The sequence below is a fragment of the Pararhizobium antarcticum genome, from assembly GCF_001885585.1.
In the GTDB taxonomy this organism is placed as follows: Bacteria; Pseudomonadota; Alphaproteobacteria; order Rhizobiales; family Rhizobiaceae; genus Pararhizobium; species Pararhizobium antarcticum.
In genome coordinates this window covers 15,102-31,714 of record NZ_LSRP01000104.1, presented here as the reverse complement: position 1 = coordinate 31,714, position 16,613 = coordinate 15,102, and the positions used below count along the sequence as shown (strand labels likewise).

The 16,613-nt window shown below is 61.1% G+C and carries 14 protein-coding genes and 1 pseudogene; 11 read left to right on the top strand and 4 right to left on the bottom strand.

Annotated elements, in window-relative coordinates; translation table 11 throughout:
* From AX760_RS18085 to AX760_RS18070, 4 genes are all read right to left on the bottom strand, one after another.
* On the bottom strand, nt 1-851 hold an 851-nt coding region (locus tag AX760_RS18085), incomplete at its 3' end, for an alanine/glycine:cation symporter family protein (RefSeq protein WP_139276509.1).
* A 79-nt stretch (nt 852-930) separates the two neighbouring features.
* The gene (locus tag AX760_RS18080; RefSeq protein ID WP_071834392.1) at nt 931-1,611 is read right to left on the bottom strand and encodes a GntR family transcriptional regulator; all 681 of its coding nucleotides are present in this window, start codon (nt 1,609-1,611) and stop codon (nt 931-933) included.
* Nucleotides 1,612-1,884: 273 nt separating this feature from the next.
* Nucleotides 1,885-3,366: a xylulokinase gene (locus tag AX760_RS18075; protein WP_071834391.1), complete on the bottom strand. Its 1,482-nt coding sequence runs from the start codon at nt 3,364-3,366 to the stop codon at nt 1,885-1,887.
* A 98-nt stretch (nt 3,367-3,464) separates the two neighbouring features.
* Nucleotides 3,465-4,421, bottom strand: a complete 957-nt coding sequence (locus AX760_RS18070) for a sugar-binding transcriptional regulator (protein ID WP_071834390.1) — start codon at nt 4,419-4,421, stop codon at nt 3,465-3,467.
* 138 nt (nt 4,422-4,559) lie between these two features.
* Here AX760_RS18070 and AX760_RS18065 point away from each other — a divergent pair.
* The 11 genes and pseudogenes from AX760_RS18065 (at nt 4,560) to AX760_RS18020 (ending at nt 16,462) form a co-directional block, all read left to right on the top strand.
* Nucleotides 4,560-5,914, top strand: a pseudogene (locus AX760_RS18065) (iron-containing alcohol dehydrogenase).
* A gap of 4 nt (nt 5,915-5,918) precedes the next feature.
* On the top strand, nt 5,919-6,731 hold the full coding sequence (locus AX760_RS18060; protein WP_071834389.1) for an HAD-IIB family hydrolase: 813 nt from the start codon (nt 5,919-5,921) through the stop codon (nt 6,729-6,731).
* Nucleotides 6,728-6,880 carry a hypothetical protein gene (locus AX760_RS27265; protein ID WP_175552089.1) on the top strand — a complete coding sequence of 51 codons (153 nt, stop codon included), beginning with the start codon at nt 6,728-6,730 and terminating at the stop codon, nt 6,878-6,880. The genes AX760_RS18060 and AX760_RS27265 overlap by 4 nt, the downstream gene beginning before the upstream one ends.
* Nucleotides 6,881-6,955: 75 nt before the next feature.
* Nucleotides 6,956-7,843: a carbohydrate ABC transporter permease gene (locus AX760_RS18055; RefSeq protein ID WP_071834388.1), complete on the top strand. Its 888-nt coding sequence runs from the start codon at nt 6,956-6,958 to the stop codon at nt 7,841-7,843.
* A gap of 1 nt (nt 7,844) precedes the next feature.
* Entirely contained in the window at nt 7,845-8,726 is an 882-nt protein-coding gene (locus tag AX760_RS18050) for a carbohydrate ABC transporter permease (RefSeq protein ID WP_071834387.1), read from the top strand.
* A 75-nt stretch (nt 8,727-8,801) separates the two neighbouring features.
* Nucleotides 8,802-10,298 (top strand): ABC transporter substrate-binding protein, encoded by a 1,497-nt coding sequence (locus AX760_RS18045; protein WP_071834386.1) that lies wholly within the window; start codon nt 8,802-8,804, stop codon nt 10,296-10,298.
* A 100-nt stretch (nt 10,299-10,398) separates the two neighbouring features.
* On the top strand, nt 10,399-11,124 hold the full coding sequence (locus tag AX760_RS18040) for an SDR family oxidoreductase (protein ID WP_071834385.1): 726 nt from the start codon (nt 10,399-10,401) through the stop codon (nt 11,122-11,124).
* Nucleotides 11,125-11,179: 55 nt separating this feature from the next.
* Nucleotides 11,180-12,244, top strand: coding sequence for an ABC transporter ATP-binding protein (locus AX760_RS18035; RefSeq protein WP_071834384.1), 1,065 nt, complete (start codon nt 11,180-11,182; stop codon nt 12,242-12,244).
* Between the two features lie 70 nt (nt 12,245-12,314).
* Nucleotides 12,315-14,363 carry a bifunctional aldolase/short-chain dehydrogenase gene (locus AX760_RS18030; protein WP_071834383.1) on the top strand — a complete coding sequence of 683 codons (2,049 nt, stop codon included), beginning with the start codon at nt 12,315-12,317 and terminating at the stop codon, nt 14,361-14,363.
* Between the two features lie 15 nt (nt 14,364-14,378).
* Nucleotides 14,379-15,410: a glycerol-3-phosphate dehydrogenase gene (locus AX760_RS18025; protein ID WP_071834382.1), complete on the top strand. Its 1,032-nt coding sequence runs from the start codon at nt 14,379-14,381 to the stop codon at nt 15,408-15,410.
* Between the two features lie 284 nt (nt 15,411-15,694).
* Nucleotides 15,695-16,462, top strand: coding sequence for an EAL domain-containing protein (locus AX760_RS18020; protein WP_083531231.1), 768 nt, complete (start codon nt 15,695-15,697; stop codon nt 16,460-16,462).
* Nucleotides 16,463-16,613 lie beyond the last annotated feature (151 nt).

Genomic DNA, 16,613 nt, shown 5'->3' with positions numbered 1-16,613 from the left:
GGATTGGGGGTGGCGGCTGCGGCAATGTTCGGGGCAGAACCCATGCCGGCTTCGTTCGAAAACAGACCACGCTTGACACCGTTCAGCATGGCGCCGGCAATACCGCCAACGGCCTGTTCGTAGCCGAAGGCACTCTTGACGATCAGCACGAGTGCCGCCGGCACATCGGCGATGTTGACGATGAGAACGTAAGACGCGACGCCAAGATAGGCGACCGCCATGAATGGCACGACATATTCGGCGCAGCGTGCGATCTGCTTGATGCCGCCAAAGATCACAACACCGGAGATCACCGCGATCACCACGCCGACGGCAAGCTTCGGCACCCCGAACGCGCCATTCATCGCCTCTGCAATCGAATTGGCCTGCACGGCGTTGAAGACGAGACCAAAGACCAGAAGCAGGCAAATGGCGAAGACTGCGGCAGCCCAGGGCGCGTTCAAGCCACGAGCGATATAGAAGGCGGGACCACCACGATATTCGCCGCTTTGGCCGCGCACCTTGAACAACTGCGCCAACGTACTTTCGGCATAGGCGGTCGCCATTCCGAGCGCTGCAACGACCCACATCCAGAAAAGCGCACCGGGCCCGCCGAGCGTCATCGCAACGGCAACGCCCGCCAGATTGCCGGTTCCGACCCGTGAGGCAAGGCTGGTGCAAAGCGCCTGGAACGGTGTGATGCCAGCAGAATCCGTTTCAGGCGCGCGCAGGATGACGCGGATGAATTCCGGAAAATAGCGCACCTGCATGAAGCCGAGACGGATCGTGAAGAATACACCCACCGCCAGCAATCCGTAGATGAGGACATAGCCCCAAAAGAACGTGTTGAGAAATCCTATAATCGACGTCATGCCACTCTCTCCTGTCTTGAACGTTGCACTAAAGCTTCCGGTTTTCGTCGCCTGTCCCTTGCGACGAGGCCATGGAATGTCATGTTTTCGGCGAACTGATCTGCAGCGCCTCGCGCAGGTCGAGTTGCGGAGTGTGCTTGATGCGCGCCGTCAGGTTGGTTTCTATATCGCTGATATGGGTGATCATGACGCGCGCGGCTTCGCGGCAATCCCCAACCTCAAGCAGATCGACGATGCGTTCGTGGTCATCGCAAGAGCAGGCTGCGTCCGGGGTCGATTGATAGAGCGCCTCAAACAGCAGGCTGCGCGCGGTCAGATCATTGAGGATGTCCAGCAGTGGAAAAAACCCGAGCGATTCGGCCAGGCAGACATGAAAATCCGCGAGAAGGTGGCTGCGAGACGCGACATCGCCCGTCGAAATGGCCTCCCGTTGGCGGGCAATGTGCTCACGGAGCTTTGCGATGGCCTTTGGGTCGACATGGTCAATCGTGTTGAGAATGCCTGATTCAATGGCACGGCGGGCCTGGAATGCGGCGGTTGCCTCTTCTACGGACGGTTCAACGATAAACCAGCCGCGTCGAGCCGTGACCTGCACCAGACCGCGGGCTTCCAGGCGGGTCAACGACTGCCGGACAATCGTGCGTGAGACATGAAACAGCGTCGCCAGTTCCTGTTCACCCAGCCGCATTCCGGGTCGCAACCGGCCGGACAGAATTGCATCAATGATCGTCCGATCGATATGCAGGGACTGCTGCTCCACGGCTCTTCTCCAGACGTTCTGCTCAACGATAATGCATCCAAACTGAATTATCGGCTTGGATACAAGTCAAGCAAAGTTCGTGCCAATCGATTGGTTTTCAACGCGGATGCTTGGGTTCGATGGTCAGAGCGGCCGCCTCGGTGCGGAACCATCTGACAGCATGAGGCCTATCGCTGGATCGAAGAGAGCGACAGCGAAAGAGAATGGTGCTGGAATGCGTGAGAAGCAGCACGCGCCGCTGCGGTCAACGAATTCGACCAAGACGACGACCGTCTATCGGTTCTGTCCTGCAAAGACGCCCGCCTGGCGGACCGAGAGCTCACCCCAGGCGTCATGCATGCGGGGATCGGGATCGATCGCTTCGGCCGTGCGGCACATGGCCTGGACCGCCGTCTTGAAATCGGGAAACCAGCCCGCGCCAACGGCCGCGGATATGCCGGCGCCGAGTGCCGAGGCTTCGTCTGACAGGCTGCGATGAACCGGAAAGCCGGTGGCGTCGGCTACCATTTTCCGCCACAAAAGACTGGATGCACCGCCACCTATGACGAAAATTTCCCGCGCACCGGCGGTTCGCCTGGTCATTTCTGCGAGCGCACGCGCAAACTCCAGCGTGATCGCCTCGAGCGACGCCCTGTAGAGATGGCGCATCGAGTGTTTTGGGCCAAGGCCGGTAAAGCTGGCTCGGGCGTTCTCATCCCAGTGCGGATCCATGCAGCCAAGCAGATAGGTGCAGGCGGTCACGCCTTCCGAACCGACGGGAAGAGCCATCGCTTCGGCCTCGAGCCGCTGGAAAATCGAAGGATCGGCACGACCGCCGGCAAAATTGTCGAGCAACCAGTTGACGAAGAAGGCGCCGGCGCGCTGCACCGTTTCCAGCATGTAGCCTTCGCCGGTCGGCGAAACCAGCGTGCGCCAATAGGTGCTCAGCTCCGGCGTCGGCGACCACAGGCCACCGGCCACTGCCGTACCGAGATTGAGATAGACCGTGCCCGGATCGATGGCGCCGACACCGAGGCCGGCGCAATGGCCGTCACCGCCGGCTGCAAAGACCGGCGTTCCTGCCAGCAATCCCGTCTCGGCTGCCGCCTGCGACGTGACAACGCCGATCTGGGCGCCAGGGCGATGCACGGGCGGCAAGCGCGACGGATCGATGCCGAGATGGTCGAGAAGATCGCGCGACCAGGTTTTGGTCTGAATGTCGAAAATCCCGAACGGATCGGCGCTCGTCCATGTGGCTGCCGGCTCACCGGTCAGCTGCATCACCAGATAATCATGCACCGAGAGAATATGGGCCACACGATCAAGCAGATCGGGCTCGTGGGCGCGCAGCCAGCGAAGCCTGTAGATGCAGGGGATGACATCCACCGGCTTGCCGGAGATGGAATGCAGTCTGTCGCGGCCGATCTCGTCGATCATGACTGCGGTCATGTCGCGGGCGCGACGGTCGAGCCAGACCGTTGCGGGCGCCAGCGGCCTGCGGTCGACGCCAAGAAGCGCCATGGTTTCGCGCTGGTTGGAAATCGCGATACCGTCGATTGCCACGGGATCGATTGTCGCTGTGACCTTGCGCAATGCCGTTTTGGCGGCGCTCCACCATTCCTCGGGATCCTGCTCGGCGCGATAGGCATCGGGTGTGATCAGGGTGTGCGGCGCGCGACCCTCGCAGCGCGGTTCGCCACTCCGGGTCCAGGCGATCGCCTTGACGGATTGCGTCGAGGAATCGACGCCGATGATGTACCGTTCAGTCTGGTTCATGTCTGCGGCTCCTCCTTCCGCATGGCGGCAGCCACGTTCAGAAGACGTGTCACCCGCCGCCTTTTTCCCAAGCCTCCCGAAACCCGACGCCTGCCTCCTCAGGCTGCGAGCAGCGCCTCGCTTGTATCCATGTCGGTGACGAGATGGGTCGCATAGCCCCCTTTCAACGTCGCCGTGATCGCGTCGATCTTGCCCATGCCGCCGGCGACGCAAATCCGGTTCGGCGTCTGGCGCAGCTCGTCGAGTTCGATCCCGACCATGCGGGCGTCATGGTCGCCGCCGACCGTCTGACCGTGCGCGTTGATGAAGCGGCCGATGATCACGGCCACCGCGCCATTCTGCACGTAGGCGTCGATTTCCGCTTCACTGGCAATGCCGGAATGTCGCACCGTACTGCGCGGGCCGACATCGCCGACGCCGAACAGGATGCGATTGGTCGAATGGATGAGTTCGAACTGCTTTTTCAGCACCGGCTCATCCAGCAGCATGGCGCGCAGCTCGCGCGTTGACAGCACCGCCGGTGCCAGCAGGTTGACGCATCTTGCCCGGATGCGGCTCGACAAAAGGGAGGTACAGAGTTCGGGCGAAAAATCCGGCTCGCCTGTCGAACTTCCCGACACCTGCACCACGGTCAGACCGGCCACGGGTTCGGCAAGCGATATCTGGTCGGCAACGGACAGGACCGTGCGTCCCCAGGCCACGCCGATGACATCGCCAGAGCGGATCTGGTCAGCCAGAACACGCGCCCCCGCATCGCCCAACCGGCGCACGAGATCGCGATCGTCCGTCGAGGGGATCACCAGAGCGCCATCAAGGCCAAAACGGGCCATCAGGCCGCGCGCCATCTGTGTCCGGCTGCTCGCCTGGGTATTCAGACGAATGGAAACAATGCCGCGCTGACGTGCCTCCTGCAAGTAGTTCACGATCGTGGCGCGTGACACGTTGAGGGTTTTGGCAATTTCGCTCTGGGTCATTTCGTCGGCATAGTAAAGCCATGCCGCCCATGTCACGGCATCGTCAAATTCCGTGGGTCTATCGGCTCCGGCGTCGAGCATGTGTTTCCTCTGACAAGTCTTCTTGAGCCCTATCAGATGGCAAGCCGAAACAGATGTCAATGTTCGCTGTCATATGTGTTGACATGTGTCATTCAATGTTGTCATTTGTCTCAAGCCAACAAAAATACGGACACGGGAATGGAAACGGCAAGAAACCGGGGCAGCGCGGACAGCGAACCCGTGGGCGGTTGGACCGCGCTCATCGATGACATTGTGGCTGGACGCTGGGTCAATCCTGAGACCGGTGAGAAGCCAAGCGTCCCCTATGACGCGATCGTCATCGCCGATAGTCTCGAAGGGCGCGAAGCCGAACTCGTGGCCAATCTCAAGCTCGGCGAGACGTTCACGGTGGTTGCGGATCACGCCACCTGGGATGCAATGGGTGCGCGGGTCGCCCGGGCTTTGTCCGGGCTCGGCACCGTCAAGACTGTCATCCTCGATCATCCCCATGCAGACATGGCCAATGTGGCGGATCTGACGGAAAAATTGCGCGGCGCTGAAGGGCTCGTTGCCGTTGGCTCCGGAACGATCAATGACCTGGTGAAATATGTCAGCGGGCTTGATGGCCGACGCTACTGCGTCTTTGGCACAGCAGCCTCGATGAATGGCTATACTTCGACGACAGCATCGATCACGCTGGAAAGCGGCCTGAAAGTCTCTCTGCCGTCACAGGCTCCTTCAGGCTTCTTCGTCGATCTTGCCGTATCGGCAGCAGCGCCCGCCTATCTCTCGGCGGCTGGTTTTGCCGACTGTCTTGTGCGCTCGGTCGCACAGGTCGACTGGTGGATGTCGCACCGCCTGTTCGGCTCGATCTACGTCACCTCGCCCTATATCATCCAGGAGCGGGACGAGATCGAACTGAACCGCCGGGCCGAGGGCATTGGCCGGGGCGACGTCACCGCCAATGGTTATCTCTATCGCGTGCTGACATTGTGCGGCCTCGGTGTGTCCTTCACCGGCATGTCCAATCACGGCTCGATGGGCGAGCACCAGATTTCGCACTATATCGATTGTTTCGCTGGCAAGCGCCATCCCGGCACGTTGCATGGCCAGCAGGTTGGCGTCGCGACCTTGACGATGGCGCGCATCCAGAAGCATTTCCTGTCCAGCGAAACGCCGCCGCGCATCGGCCCGACCCGCATCGATGCGGCCGACATGGCGCGCCGGATGGGCGCGGAAATCGCCGGTCAATGCCTCCAGGATATCCGTCCGAAAATCTTCGACGACAAGGCTGTGGGCGAAATCAACGAGAGACTTGCCGATCTTTGGCCGCAACTGCGTCAGGAGTTGCAGGCCTTCGTCATACCGGTAGAGGAGATGACCCGGCTCCTGAAGGCGGCCGGCGGTCCCTCGACAGCGCAGGAACTGGGCGTGCCGGTCGATTTCTATCGGGAAGCCGTGGTTCACTGCCGCGAGATGCGAACCGGTATTCCTTCCTCGACATCGCCGCGGACAGCGGCGTGCTCGCGGATCTCGCAAGCGCGGAGATTTGAGCCGATGCGCCCGATCGCCGATATGCCGATGGAAACAGCCCGCAATGTCACGACGCTGTTTGCCGATATCGACGATACGCTGACAACGGAAGGCCGCCTGCCATCCTGTGCCTATGCGGCGCTTGAACGGTTGTCCGAGGCCGGCATTGCTGTCGCTCCGATCACCGGGCGTCCGGCCGGCTGGTGCGACATGATCGCCCGGATGTGGCCGGTGGCGGGCGTCGTCGGCGAGAATGGCGCCTTCTATTTCTCCTACAACAATGACAGCCGCCGCATGCGTCGTGTGTTTGCCATCACCGACGACCAACGCAGCTTGGACCGGCAGAAATTGCTGTCCGTTCGGGCCCGCATTCTCGCCGAAGTGCCCGGCGCTGCGATTTCGGCTGACCAGCCCTACCGCGAGGCCGATCTGGCCATCGATTTCTGCGAGGATGTCGCGCCGCTCACAACCAGCCAGGTCGATCGCATCAAGCAGATCTTCGAGGAGGAGGGGGCGGTCGCCAAGGTTTCATCCATCCATGTCAACGGCTGGTTCGGATCCTATGACAAGCTGACCATGACGCGCCGGTTTGCCAGCGATGTTCTCGGTCTCGACATTGATTGTGGCAAGGACAGGGTGGTTTTTGTCGGCGACAGCCCCAATGATGCGCCGATGTTCGGCTTTTTCCCGCATGCCTGCGGCGTCGCCAATGTTCTGCAGTTTCGCGGACGGATCGAGGCCGAGCCCGCTTTCGTGACGCTTTCGCGCGGTGGCCAGGGTTTCGTCGAAGTGGCCGACCGCATTCTGGCGGCCAGGAACGGGAGGGTCGCTGCATGACCGGCCGGGTCTACGACTTTGCCATCATCGGCGGCAGCATCAATGGCGCGGGCATTGCCCGCGACGTCGCCGGTCGTGGACTGTTTCCGGAGGAGATGCAGCGTGCCCATGGTGGTTTGCGGACAAGAGGATGTCCAGCAAGCACCTAGGCGGAAAATTCAGGAGGTGGCTCGTCTCGCGTTTTGCGCGATCCGGCCGACATTCGCTCTCGGGAGGAGTACGGAATGTCTACTATACAGGTTCGACGCTTTGCGATTTCGGATTCGCCATGGCCATGGCTGTTTCCGCTCGTGGCGTTGCTGATGGTCTTCACGATCTATCCGCTGATCTACAATATCTGGCTGAGTTTTCATGAGTTCCTGCCTCGCAAGCGGACGCTGGCCTTTGTCGGCTTCAGCAACTGGATCCAGCTTTGGAACGACACACGCTTCTGGGGCGCACTCGGCGTCACCTTCATCTATTTCATCATCGCCCTGACCTGTGAAATCGTGCTGGGCATGGCGATTGCGCTTTTGCTGGATGCGGAACTGCCGGGCTTCGGTGTGCTACGCGCCGTTCTGTCGATGACGCTGGTCATTCCGCCGGCCATCGCCGGCATGATGTTTCTCCTGATGGAAGACCCGCAATTCGGGGTCATCACCTATTTTCTCAACGAACTCGGCCTGCTTGCCAAGGGCACGCCCATCCTGTCGACCTCCTCGCTGGCACTGGCCGGCGTCATGGTCGCCGAGATCTGGCAATGGACGCCATTCATGGTGCTGATTTTTCTCGCGGGTCTCAGGGCATTGCCGGCGGAGCCCTATGAAGCCGCGATGATCGACGGTGCGTCGGCCGTCCAGATGTTCCGGCGGCTTACGCTGCCGATGATGAGCCGCGTCATTGCCGTCGCCGTTCTCTTGCGCGGCATCGATCTGTTCCGGGTGTTTGACTATGTCTTCGTCATGACATCGGGTGGTCCGGGCACGGCCACCTACACCCTCAGCCTCTACGCCTGGCAGCAGACCTTCAGCAATCTCAAATGGGGTTATGGCGCCACGCTCAGCCTGGTCAGTCTGGCCATCATCATGGTGCTCGCCAATCTGTTCATCAAGCTCTTCAAGGTCAGGTGGTGATATGCCCCAAAGCAAATCCGCACGAACATTCCGTACGCTGGCAGGCTGGCTGGTGGTTGCGATCTTTTTCTTCCCGATCTTCTTCTGGACATCGGTGGCGTTTCGCAATGCCCGAGACATTTTCGACTGGCCGCCGAAACTGGTCAACTTCACGCCGACGGTAAAGAATTTCGAGCAGGTGTTCGGCATCTCGCTCGGGTTCGGCTTCGGGACGCAGGAAACCGTCAACCCGGGCGGCGGGAATTTCTACATGGCGCCGCGTCTGGTCGATTCCATCGTCGTCGCGACCTTCTCGACCCTGCTTGCCATCGCCGTTGCAACGCTGGCTGCCTATTGCCTGTCGCGCATGCAGTTCCGTGGTCGGCACCAATTCGTCAACTGGGTTCTCTCAACGCGCATGATGCCGCCGGTGGCCGTGGCCATCCCGATGTTCTTCATCTTCAAGCAACTCAACCTGCTCGATACCTATCTCGGGCTTGTTCTGGTCCATGGGCTGATGAACCTGCCGCTGGCGGTGCTGCTGCTGAAGAGTTTCTTCGACGACATACCAAGCGAGATCGATGAAAGCGCCCTGCTCGACGGCGCGTCCCGCTGGACCATTTTCCGACGCATCGTCCTGCCCATGGCCAAGGGCGGTATCGCCGCATCCGCTGTGCTTTGTTTCATCTTCAGCTGGACCGAGTTCCTGTTCGTGCTGACGCTGACGCAGACCAGCATCAAGACTGTCCCAGTCGTGTCCTCGACGTTCGTAACGTCGATCGGCACCGCCTGGGGCAATATGGCCGCTCTTGGAGCAGCAGCCATCGTGCCTGCCTTCATCGTTATCCTTCTGGTTCAGCGCCACCTGGTGCGCGGTCTGACAATGGGATCGCTGAAGCAATGACCGAGCCTCAGGAGGGGCTTGGGGAGACTGAGATCAGACCGACGCTTCCGTCGTTCGATAGAGGAGGAGAAGAGCATGAAAGACAGTTTGAGAAAGTCATACCTGGCGTCGATTACCGACCGCTTCGTTCGCGGGCAGATGAGCCGACGCGATTTTCTGGGCGCGGCGACCAAGCTCGGTCTGGGTGCAGGCGCGCTTGGCATGGGCTTCGGTAATCGGCCGTTCATGTTGAGCAAGGCACAGGCCGCCGAAGACCTCGTGCCCAATCCCGAAATCATTGCCTGGCTCAAGGATGTCGGCAAGCCGTTTGCCGGCACAACGCTGAAACTGGCGACCGAATCCACCCCGCCATCGAACGCCATCAATGGCCAGTTGAAGAAGTATTTCGAGGAAGCCACGGGCATCAAGGTGGAAATCGAAGTGCTGCCGCTTGAACAGGTGCTGCAGAAACTGACGCTGGACGTCGCCTCTTCGCTCGGGACCTACGATCTGTACTATATCGACCAGAGCTGGGCTGCGAGCTTCAGCCAGGACGTCTTCGACCCGCGCGAACAATATTCCGCCAAGGCGGATCTCGCCATGCCGAACTACAATCTCGATGACTTCCTGCCGGCGCTTGTCGATGGCATCGCGAAATACGAGGATCGCTGGGTCGGCGTGCCCTACGACATCCCGATCTTCATCATGATCTACCGCAAGGACATCTATGAAAAGCTCAATCTGAAGGCTCCGGAAACGCTGGAGGAACTCTACAGCAATTCCAAGATCATCACCGACGAGATGGGCCCGAATGTCTATGGCACAACGGGTCAGATGAAATCGGGTCATTACAGCTTGGAATGCGACTGGACCGCCTGGCTCTGGGGCCATGGCGGCTCGATTTTCGGACCGGATGGCAAATTCACCGGCAATGACGAACGCGGCATCGAGGCACTCGAATACTGGACCAAGCTCAAGGCCACGATGCCTCCAGGCGTCGATGGCTGGACATGGGACGGCCAGGGCCAGTCGGTGGCGCAGGGTGTTGCGGCATCCATGCTCTCCTGGGGCGAGTTCTTCCCCTATTTCGACGATCCGACGCAGACCAAGGTTTCCGGGCTTTGCGAAGTGGCGGTGCCGCCGAGGGCATCGTCGCTGCGCACGGTCAAGGAAACCGGCTATGGCGAAATTCCCGGTGTCGGCCACCAGGGCGGGTCGTCGCTGGCGGTGTCGCGTTATTCCAAGAGCCCGGATGCCGCCTGGCTGTTCATGCAATGGGCGACATGCGCCGATACCCAGGCGCTGATCACCACGCTTGGCGGTGGCACGGGCCCGACCCGCGCCAGCGTCTACGACGATCCGCGCGTGCTCGCGAATGCCAGGGTCGGCGCCGGCACGACCCGCCATTTGCCGATCGTGCGGGAAACAATCGCCAAGCATATGGGCTCCGAGCCGGATCTTCCCGAATGGGCGCAACTGTCGAGCGATACGATCCCCGTGGGGCTCGGCAAGTACTTCGCCGGCAGCTACGGCTCGCCCAAGGAAGCGCTCGATGACATCGCCGCCCAGGTTGATGCTGTCATGAAGGGCTGAGACCGCGCGTGAAAAGAGGGCGCGCGGACGACATCCGCGCGCCCTCGGAGCTCTTCGGGTCTCTGGCCCGGGGGACGGTGTCATTTCGGGAGATGAGGATATGAGCAAGAAGTCTTTGATCGCAATCACCGGCGCCAGTTCAGGCATCGGCGAAGCCACCGCCCGCGCCTTTTCAGCAGCGGGCCATCCTCTGCTGCTGATGGCCCGCCGGCTGGACCGCCTCGAGGCCCTCGGCCTGCCCAATGCCGTGCTGAAACAGGTCGATGTGCGCGACCGTGCAGCCATCGCCATTGCGGTCGGAGAAGCGGAGGCGCTGCATGGCCCGGTGGACATGATGTTTGCCAATGCCGGCATCGCGCGGCTTGGCGACATCGCCACCCAGCCCCCCGAGGACTGGGACGAGATGATCGACATCAACACCAAGGGCGTGATGAACAGCGTGCATGCCGTGATGAGCGGAATGATGGAGCGCCGCCACGGAACGCTGATGATGATGAGTTCGATTGCCGGGCGGAAGGTCTATCCCGACCATACTGTCTATTGCGGCACGAAATATTTCGTCCATGCGGTGTCCGAGAGTTTCCGGGAATATCTGGCACCCTACGATGTGCGCGTCATCGTGCTGTCGCCCGGCATCATCGATACGGAGGTTCTGGACGGCGTGCGCGACCCGCAGACCCTGGCCAACTACAAGGCCAACAAGGAGGCGATCGGCGGCGGCATTTCCGCTGATATCGTCGCGCAGCTGATCCTCGACGCCTACCAGCTGCCGCAACGCGCAATCGTCCAGGAAATCGTCATCACGCCGACCCGGCAGAGATACTGACGGCCAGTGCCTAAACCGGTCCAGCCCGACGACAGTTGAAAGAGTGGAGCCCTATATGGCAACCGTGGAATACAAAAGCATCGGCAAGTCCTTCGGTGCCTTCAACATCATGCGAGACATTTCGTTTCAGATCGCCGATCGCCAGTTCGTGGTTCTTCTTGGCCCGTCCGGCTGTGGCAAGACGACACTGCTGCGCATGACCGCCGGTCTCGAAAGCGTCAGCGAAGGCGATCTGATGATTTCCGGTCGACGCGTCAACGACGTTCATCCCCGCGACCGTGACATCGCCATGGTGTTTCAGAATTACGCGCTTTATCCCACCATGAAGGTCTACGAGAACATCGCCTTCAGCCTCGAAGTCGCCAAGCGTCCGGCTGCGGAAATCAAGCAGCGTGTGGAGCGCGCCGCCGAGATCCTCAATCTCACGCCCTATCTGCAGCGCTACCCCAAGGAACTGTCCGGCGGGCAGCGCCAGCGCGTCGCCATGGGCCGCGCCATGGTGCGCGAAGCTGCCGTGTTCCTGTTCGACGAACCGCTCTCCAATCTGGACGCCAAACTGCGCGCCCATATGCGCACCGAGATCCGCCAGTTGCACAACCGGCTTGGGACGACGACGATCTATGTGACTCACGACCAGATCGAAGCCATGACCATGGCCGATACGATCGTGGTCATGCGCGCCGGAAAGATCGAACAGATCGGCTCGCCCGATGATGTCTATGACCGGCCGGCCAGCAAATATGTTGCCGATTTCATCGGTGGCTCGGCGATCAACTTCCTGTCCGGCGTCGTGGTGGCCGATCAGGGCGGCCCGGCTGCCGATACGAAGGCCGGGCGCATCAAGCTCGATCCTGCCCTGACCGCCAGGCCCGGACAGCGGGTGATCTGCGGGCTGCGGCCAACCGACGTGACCGTCGATCCAGAAGGCTTGATCGCCGCGCGGTCGATGCTGGTGGAACGCATGGGTCATGATGCGCAGCTCTGCTGCGAGGGGCCGGAGGGGCAGTTTCTCGCCATCATCGACAAGGCTGCGCGCTTTGAAGCCGGCGCCGAAGTCCGCTTTGCGATCGCACCGGAGAAAGTACACGTCTTCGACGCCGAAAGCGAAAGCCGCCTCTGAAGACCCGAAATACCCGACCCAAGGAGAAGACCCGCTCCGGCTATGGAGGCGGGCAGAGAAAGGACTGTCCATGAAATCGAGATGGAACGAAGCTGAATTCACCGCCGTGGTCGATGCCTATGTTGCCAAGGGCATCAATCGCGATCTGGCGATCCGCACCTATACGACGCGCCTGCTCGGGCAGGATCCGGAACTCGTCCTGCATGGCGGCGGCAATACCTCCGTCAAGACCGCGTTTACCGAACGCGATGGCACGCAGGTCGACGTGCTCTGCGTCAAGGGCAGCGGCTGGGACATGGGCGTGATCGAACCCCAGGGTCTGCCTGCCGTGCAGCTCGCACCGCTGAAGGCGATGGTCAATCTGGAGACCTTGTCTGACGATGACATGGTCATGCTGCAGCGGCGTTTGCTGATGGATCCGTCAGCGCCCAATCCGTCCGTCGAGGCGATCCTGCATGCGATCCTGCCGTTCAAGCATATCGACCATACCCATGCCAATGCGATCGTGTCGCTGACCAATCAGCCGCATGGCGAGGACCTGATCCGCGAGCTTTTCCCCGATACGATCATCGTACCCTATGTCATGCCCGGTTTCGTTCTCGCCAAGTCCTGTGATGCTGCGTTTGCGGCCAATCCCGGTGGCGATGGCATGATCCTGCTCAAGCATGGCATTTTCACCTGGTCGGACGACCCGCGCGCGTCGTACGAGGACATGATCGCCAAGATCGATGCCGCCGAGCGGCGTATTGCACGCGGCCGTGCGCGGCCTTTTCTGCCGGTGTCGCTTCCAGCCGCAATCGCCTCGGCCGCTCAGATTGCTCCGATCCTGCGCGGCGCGATTGCGCTCGACACAGCGGTCGAAGGTGCGCCGGAACGCTTTGTCCTCGCCCATCGCAGCACCGAAAAAATCCTCGATTTCTGCAATGCCGAAAATGCTGCAGCGCTTGTCCGGCGCGGCAATGCGACACCCGAACACGTCATTCACATCAAGCGCTACGGTGTGTCGTTGCCGGCCCCGAAGGCGGGAAATCTGGACGGATGGGCAAAGACGGTGCGGGACGCGGTGGCCGCGTACCAGGCTGATTATCGGGCCTATTTCGAGCGAAACAATGCGCGCTGCGGCGGCATCAAGACCATGCTCGACCCGATGCCCCGGGCCTTTTACGTCGCCGGCGTCGGGCTTTTTGCGGCCGGCCCGACCGCGAAGAATGCCAGGATCGGTGCCGATGTCGCGGAAGCAACCATTGACGTGATTACCAATGCGGAGGCCATCGAGGCTTTCGAGGCCCTGTCGGAAGAGGATCTGTTCGATCTTGAATACTGGTCCCTGGAACAGGTAAAGCTGACCAAGCAGCTGGAAAAGCCGCTGACCCGGCAGGTGGCGATCGTCACTGGCGGCGCCAGCGGCCTGGGCCTGGCCGTTGCCCGGGCGCTCAAGGCCGATGGTGCCGAAGTGGCGTTGTTTGACATTGCGAACGATGCCGTGATGGCGGCTGCAAGGACGCTCGGCGCGCTCGCCGTCGTTTGCGACGTCGCGGACCCGGCATCGGTCGAGCAGGCTGTCGCACAGGTGGTGCAGGCCTTCGGTGGTGTCGATATCCTGATTTCCAACGCCGGCGCTGCCTTCCAGGGCAGGTTGCTGGATGTGTCGGACAACACGTTTCGCAGATCGATGGACCTCAATTTCTGGGGCCACCACTATATGGCGCGCGCCGCCGCCCGCGTCATGGAAATGCAGGGCAGTGGTGGCGCGATTGTCTTCAACGTCTCCAAGCAGGCAGTCAATCCGGGTGCGGAGTTTGCGCCCTATGGCACGGCCAAGGCCGCAACCATGGCATTGATGCGTCACTGCGCGATCGAGTTCGGGCCGATGGGCGTGACCTGCAATGCCGTCAATGCAGACCGCATCCGGACCGGGCTGATGACCGATGCCATGGTGGCCGATCGCAGCCGCGCGCGCGGGATATCGGCCGAAGCCTATATGCGCGGCAATCTCGTCGGCCGCGAAGTAACCGGCGAGGATGTGGCGCAGGCCTTCCTGCATCTCGCCAAGGCGCGCACCAGCACCGGCGCCGTGATCACGGTCGATGGCGGCAATGTCGCTGCCATGATGCGCTGAAGAAAGGGCAGGACGATGGGAAAAATCGTCATCATCGGGGCAGGCGTGATGGGGTCGTCGCTGGCGGTCCCCGCGGCCGACAATGGCCATCAGGTTCTCCTGGTCGGTTCACCTCTCGACGGACCGATTATCGAACGGCTCAGGCAGCCTGGCGGCATTCATCCCAAGCTCGATGCGCCCCTGTCGCACAGCATCGAACCGCTGGCCGCAGAGCAGCTTGAAGCCAGCCATCTGGCCGACGCAGATTGCGTGGTGGCGGGCGTCAGCAGCCCCGGCATCGCCTGGATCACCGAGATCCTGCAAACAGGCCTCAGCCGCCCGTGCCCCGTTGCCTTTGTCACCAAGGGACTGGACGAGGGGTCCGGTGGGCTGTGTACCTATGCAGACACGCTACCGGACAGGGTCGCCCATATGAGCGACTTCATCGGCATTGGCGGACCCTGCATTGCCCGCGAACTCGCCAACCGCCAGCCCACGGCCTCGGTCTATGCCAGCAGCAACATGCCGGCGGCGCAGGCCTTGGTGCAGATGATGCAGACCAGCTACTACCGGCTGGGGGTTTCCCCTGACGTTGCCGGGGTCGAGGCCTGTGCCGCGTTGAAGAACTTCTTTGCGATCGGCGTCAGTGCCATGCAGACCCGCTATCGCGACGACACGCGCCCGGACGGTCAGGCCAAGAACCCGACGGCCTTCGTCTTCACGCTGGCCGTTGCCGAGATGGCCCGTCTGACTCAGCGGCTGGGCGGGCAGCAGCAGACGGCCTACGCTCTTGCCGGCGTCGGCGATCTGCATGTGACCGTTGGTGGCGGTCGCAACAGCCGGCTTGGCCATGGCCTCGGCACGGATCGAACCGTCGGCGACCTTATGGCGTCGGAACTGGCGGGCGAAACGGTCGAAGGCATCGATACGGCCCGCATGCTCGCGCAATGGTTTCGATCGGGCGCCGGACTGTCTCGCCAGGACTATCCGCTGGCCACCGCCATCATAGACGCGGTCCTGGAGGACAGGCCGTTTCGGTTCGATTTTTCAGAGATTACATTCGGTTGATGACATGCCGACCCGGAAGTTGCGGACTGCGAGGGCCGGATCGGCAACCTTTGGAGAGCCGCGATTTCACGGAGTTCTAACAGCCAGTTGGCTGATAAACGCGACCTGACAAGCCTTCGCTGGCCGGCTGCGGTTGCTGTCCTGCTTCCGGCCGATGTCATTGAGTGGTTCACGGCCTGCAAATTTCTACACTTTTTTGTCGCAAGCAAAGTCGGGTGCCTCTTGGAAAGAGAAGTTTAATTCCTGCTCTCTATCATCCCAAAAAGTATGATGGAGTACGTTTCATGCCGACACATTGCGATGGCTGCCGCGACGGCGCCGCTTTTGATTTCCCTTTTTCGATGGCGTTCCAGCCGATTGTCGATATCGGGACCGGAGCAGTTTTTGCTCACGAGGCGCTGGTGCGCGGCCCGAACGGGGAGGGCGCAGGGTCCGTACTCGGGAAAATACAGGACAGCAACCGCTATGCCTTCGACCAGCAGTGCCGGGTCAAGGCGATCGAACTCGCCGCAAGGCTTTATGAGCCAGGCGACAACGTCAAGCTCTCGATCAATTTCATGCCAAATGCGGTCTATGAGCCGCGCGCCTGTATTCGTGTCACGCTGGCGACGGCCATGAAGACAGGCTTTCCGCTGGACCGCATCATTTTCGAGTTCACCGAAAACGAACAGCTCGACACCAAACACGTCCTGCACATTCTGCGGACCTATCGGGACATGGGTTTCAAGACAGCCATTGACGATTTCGGTGCGGGGCATGCAGGCTTGGCGCTGCTCGCCCATTTCCAGCCGGATATTGTCAAGTTGGACATGGACATGATCCGCGGCATTGATGTCGATCCGGTCCGGCGGACCATCGTCAAGCATACACTGCGAATGCTTGACGAGCTTTCAATCGTGCCGCTTTGCGAAGGCGTCGAGACAGCGGAGGAACTCAAGGTGCTGCGCGATCTCGGTGTGTCGCTCATTCAAGGGTATGTGCTGGCCAAGCCAAGTTTCGAGGCTCTGGCCGTGCCTGTCGCCCCTGAGACGATCCTCGCCAAGGCTGCTTGATCAGACAGGGGGCCTCGCGCAGTCGAAATTCTGACTGCCGACCTTCTGTCCACTGTCGCGAGACGCTGAAGCGAAAATAGTTTCGCAGATGCGGCATTGGCAAATGCCATCCGATTCGGAAAAGGCGCTCCCCAGGTAATTGGGTGGAGCG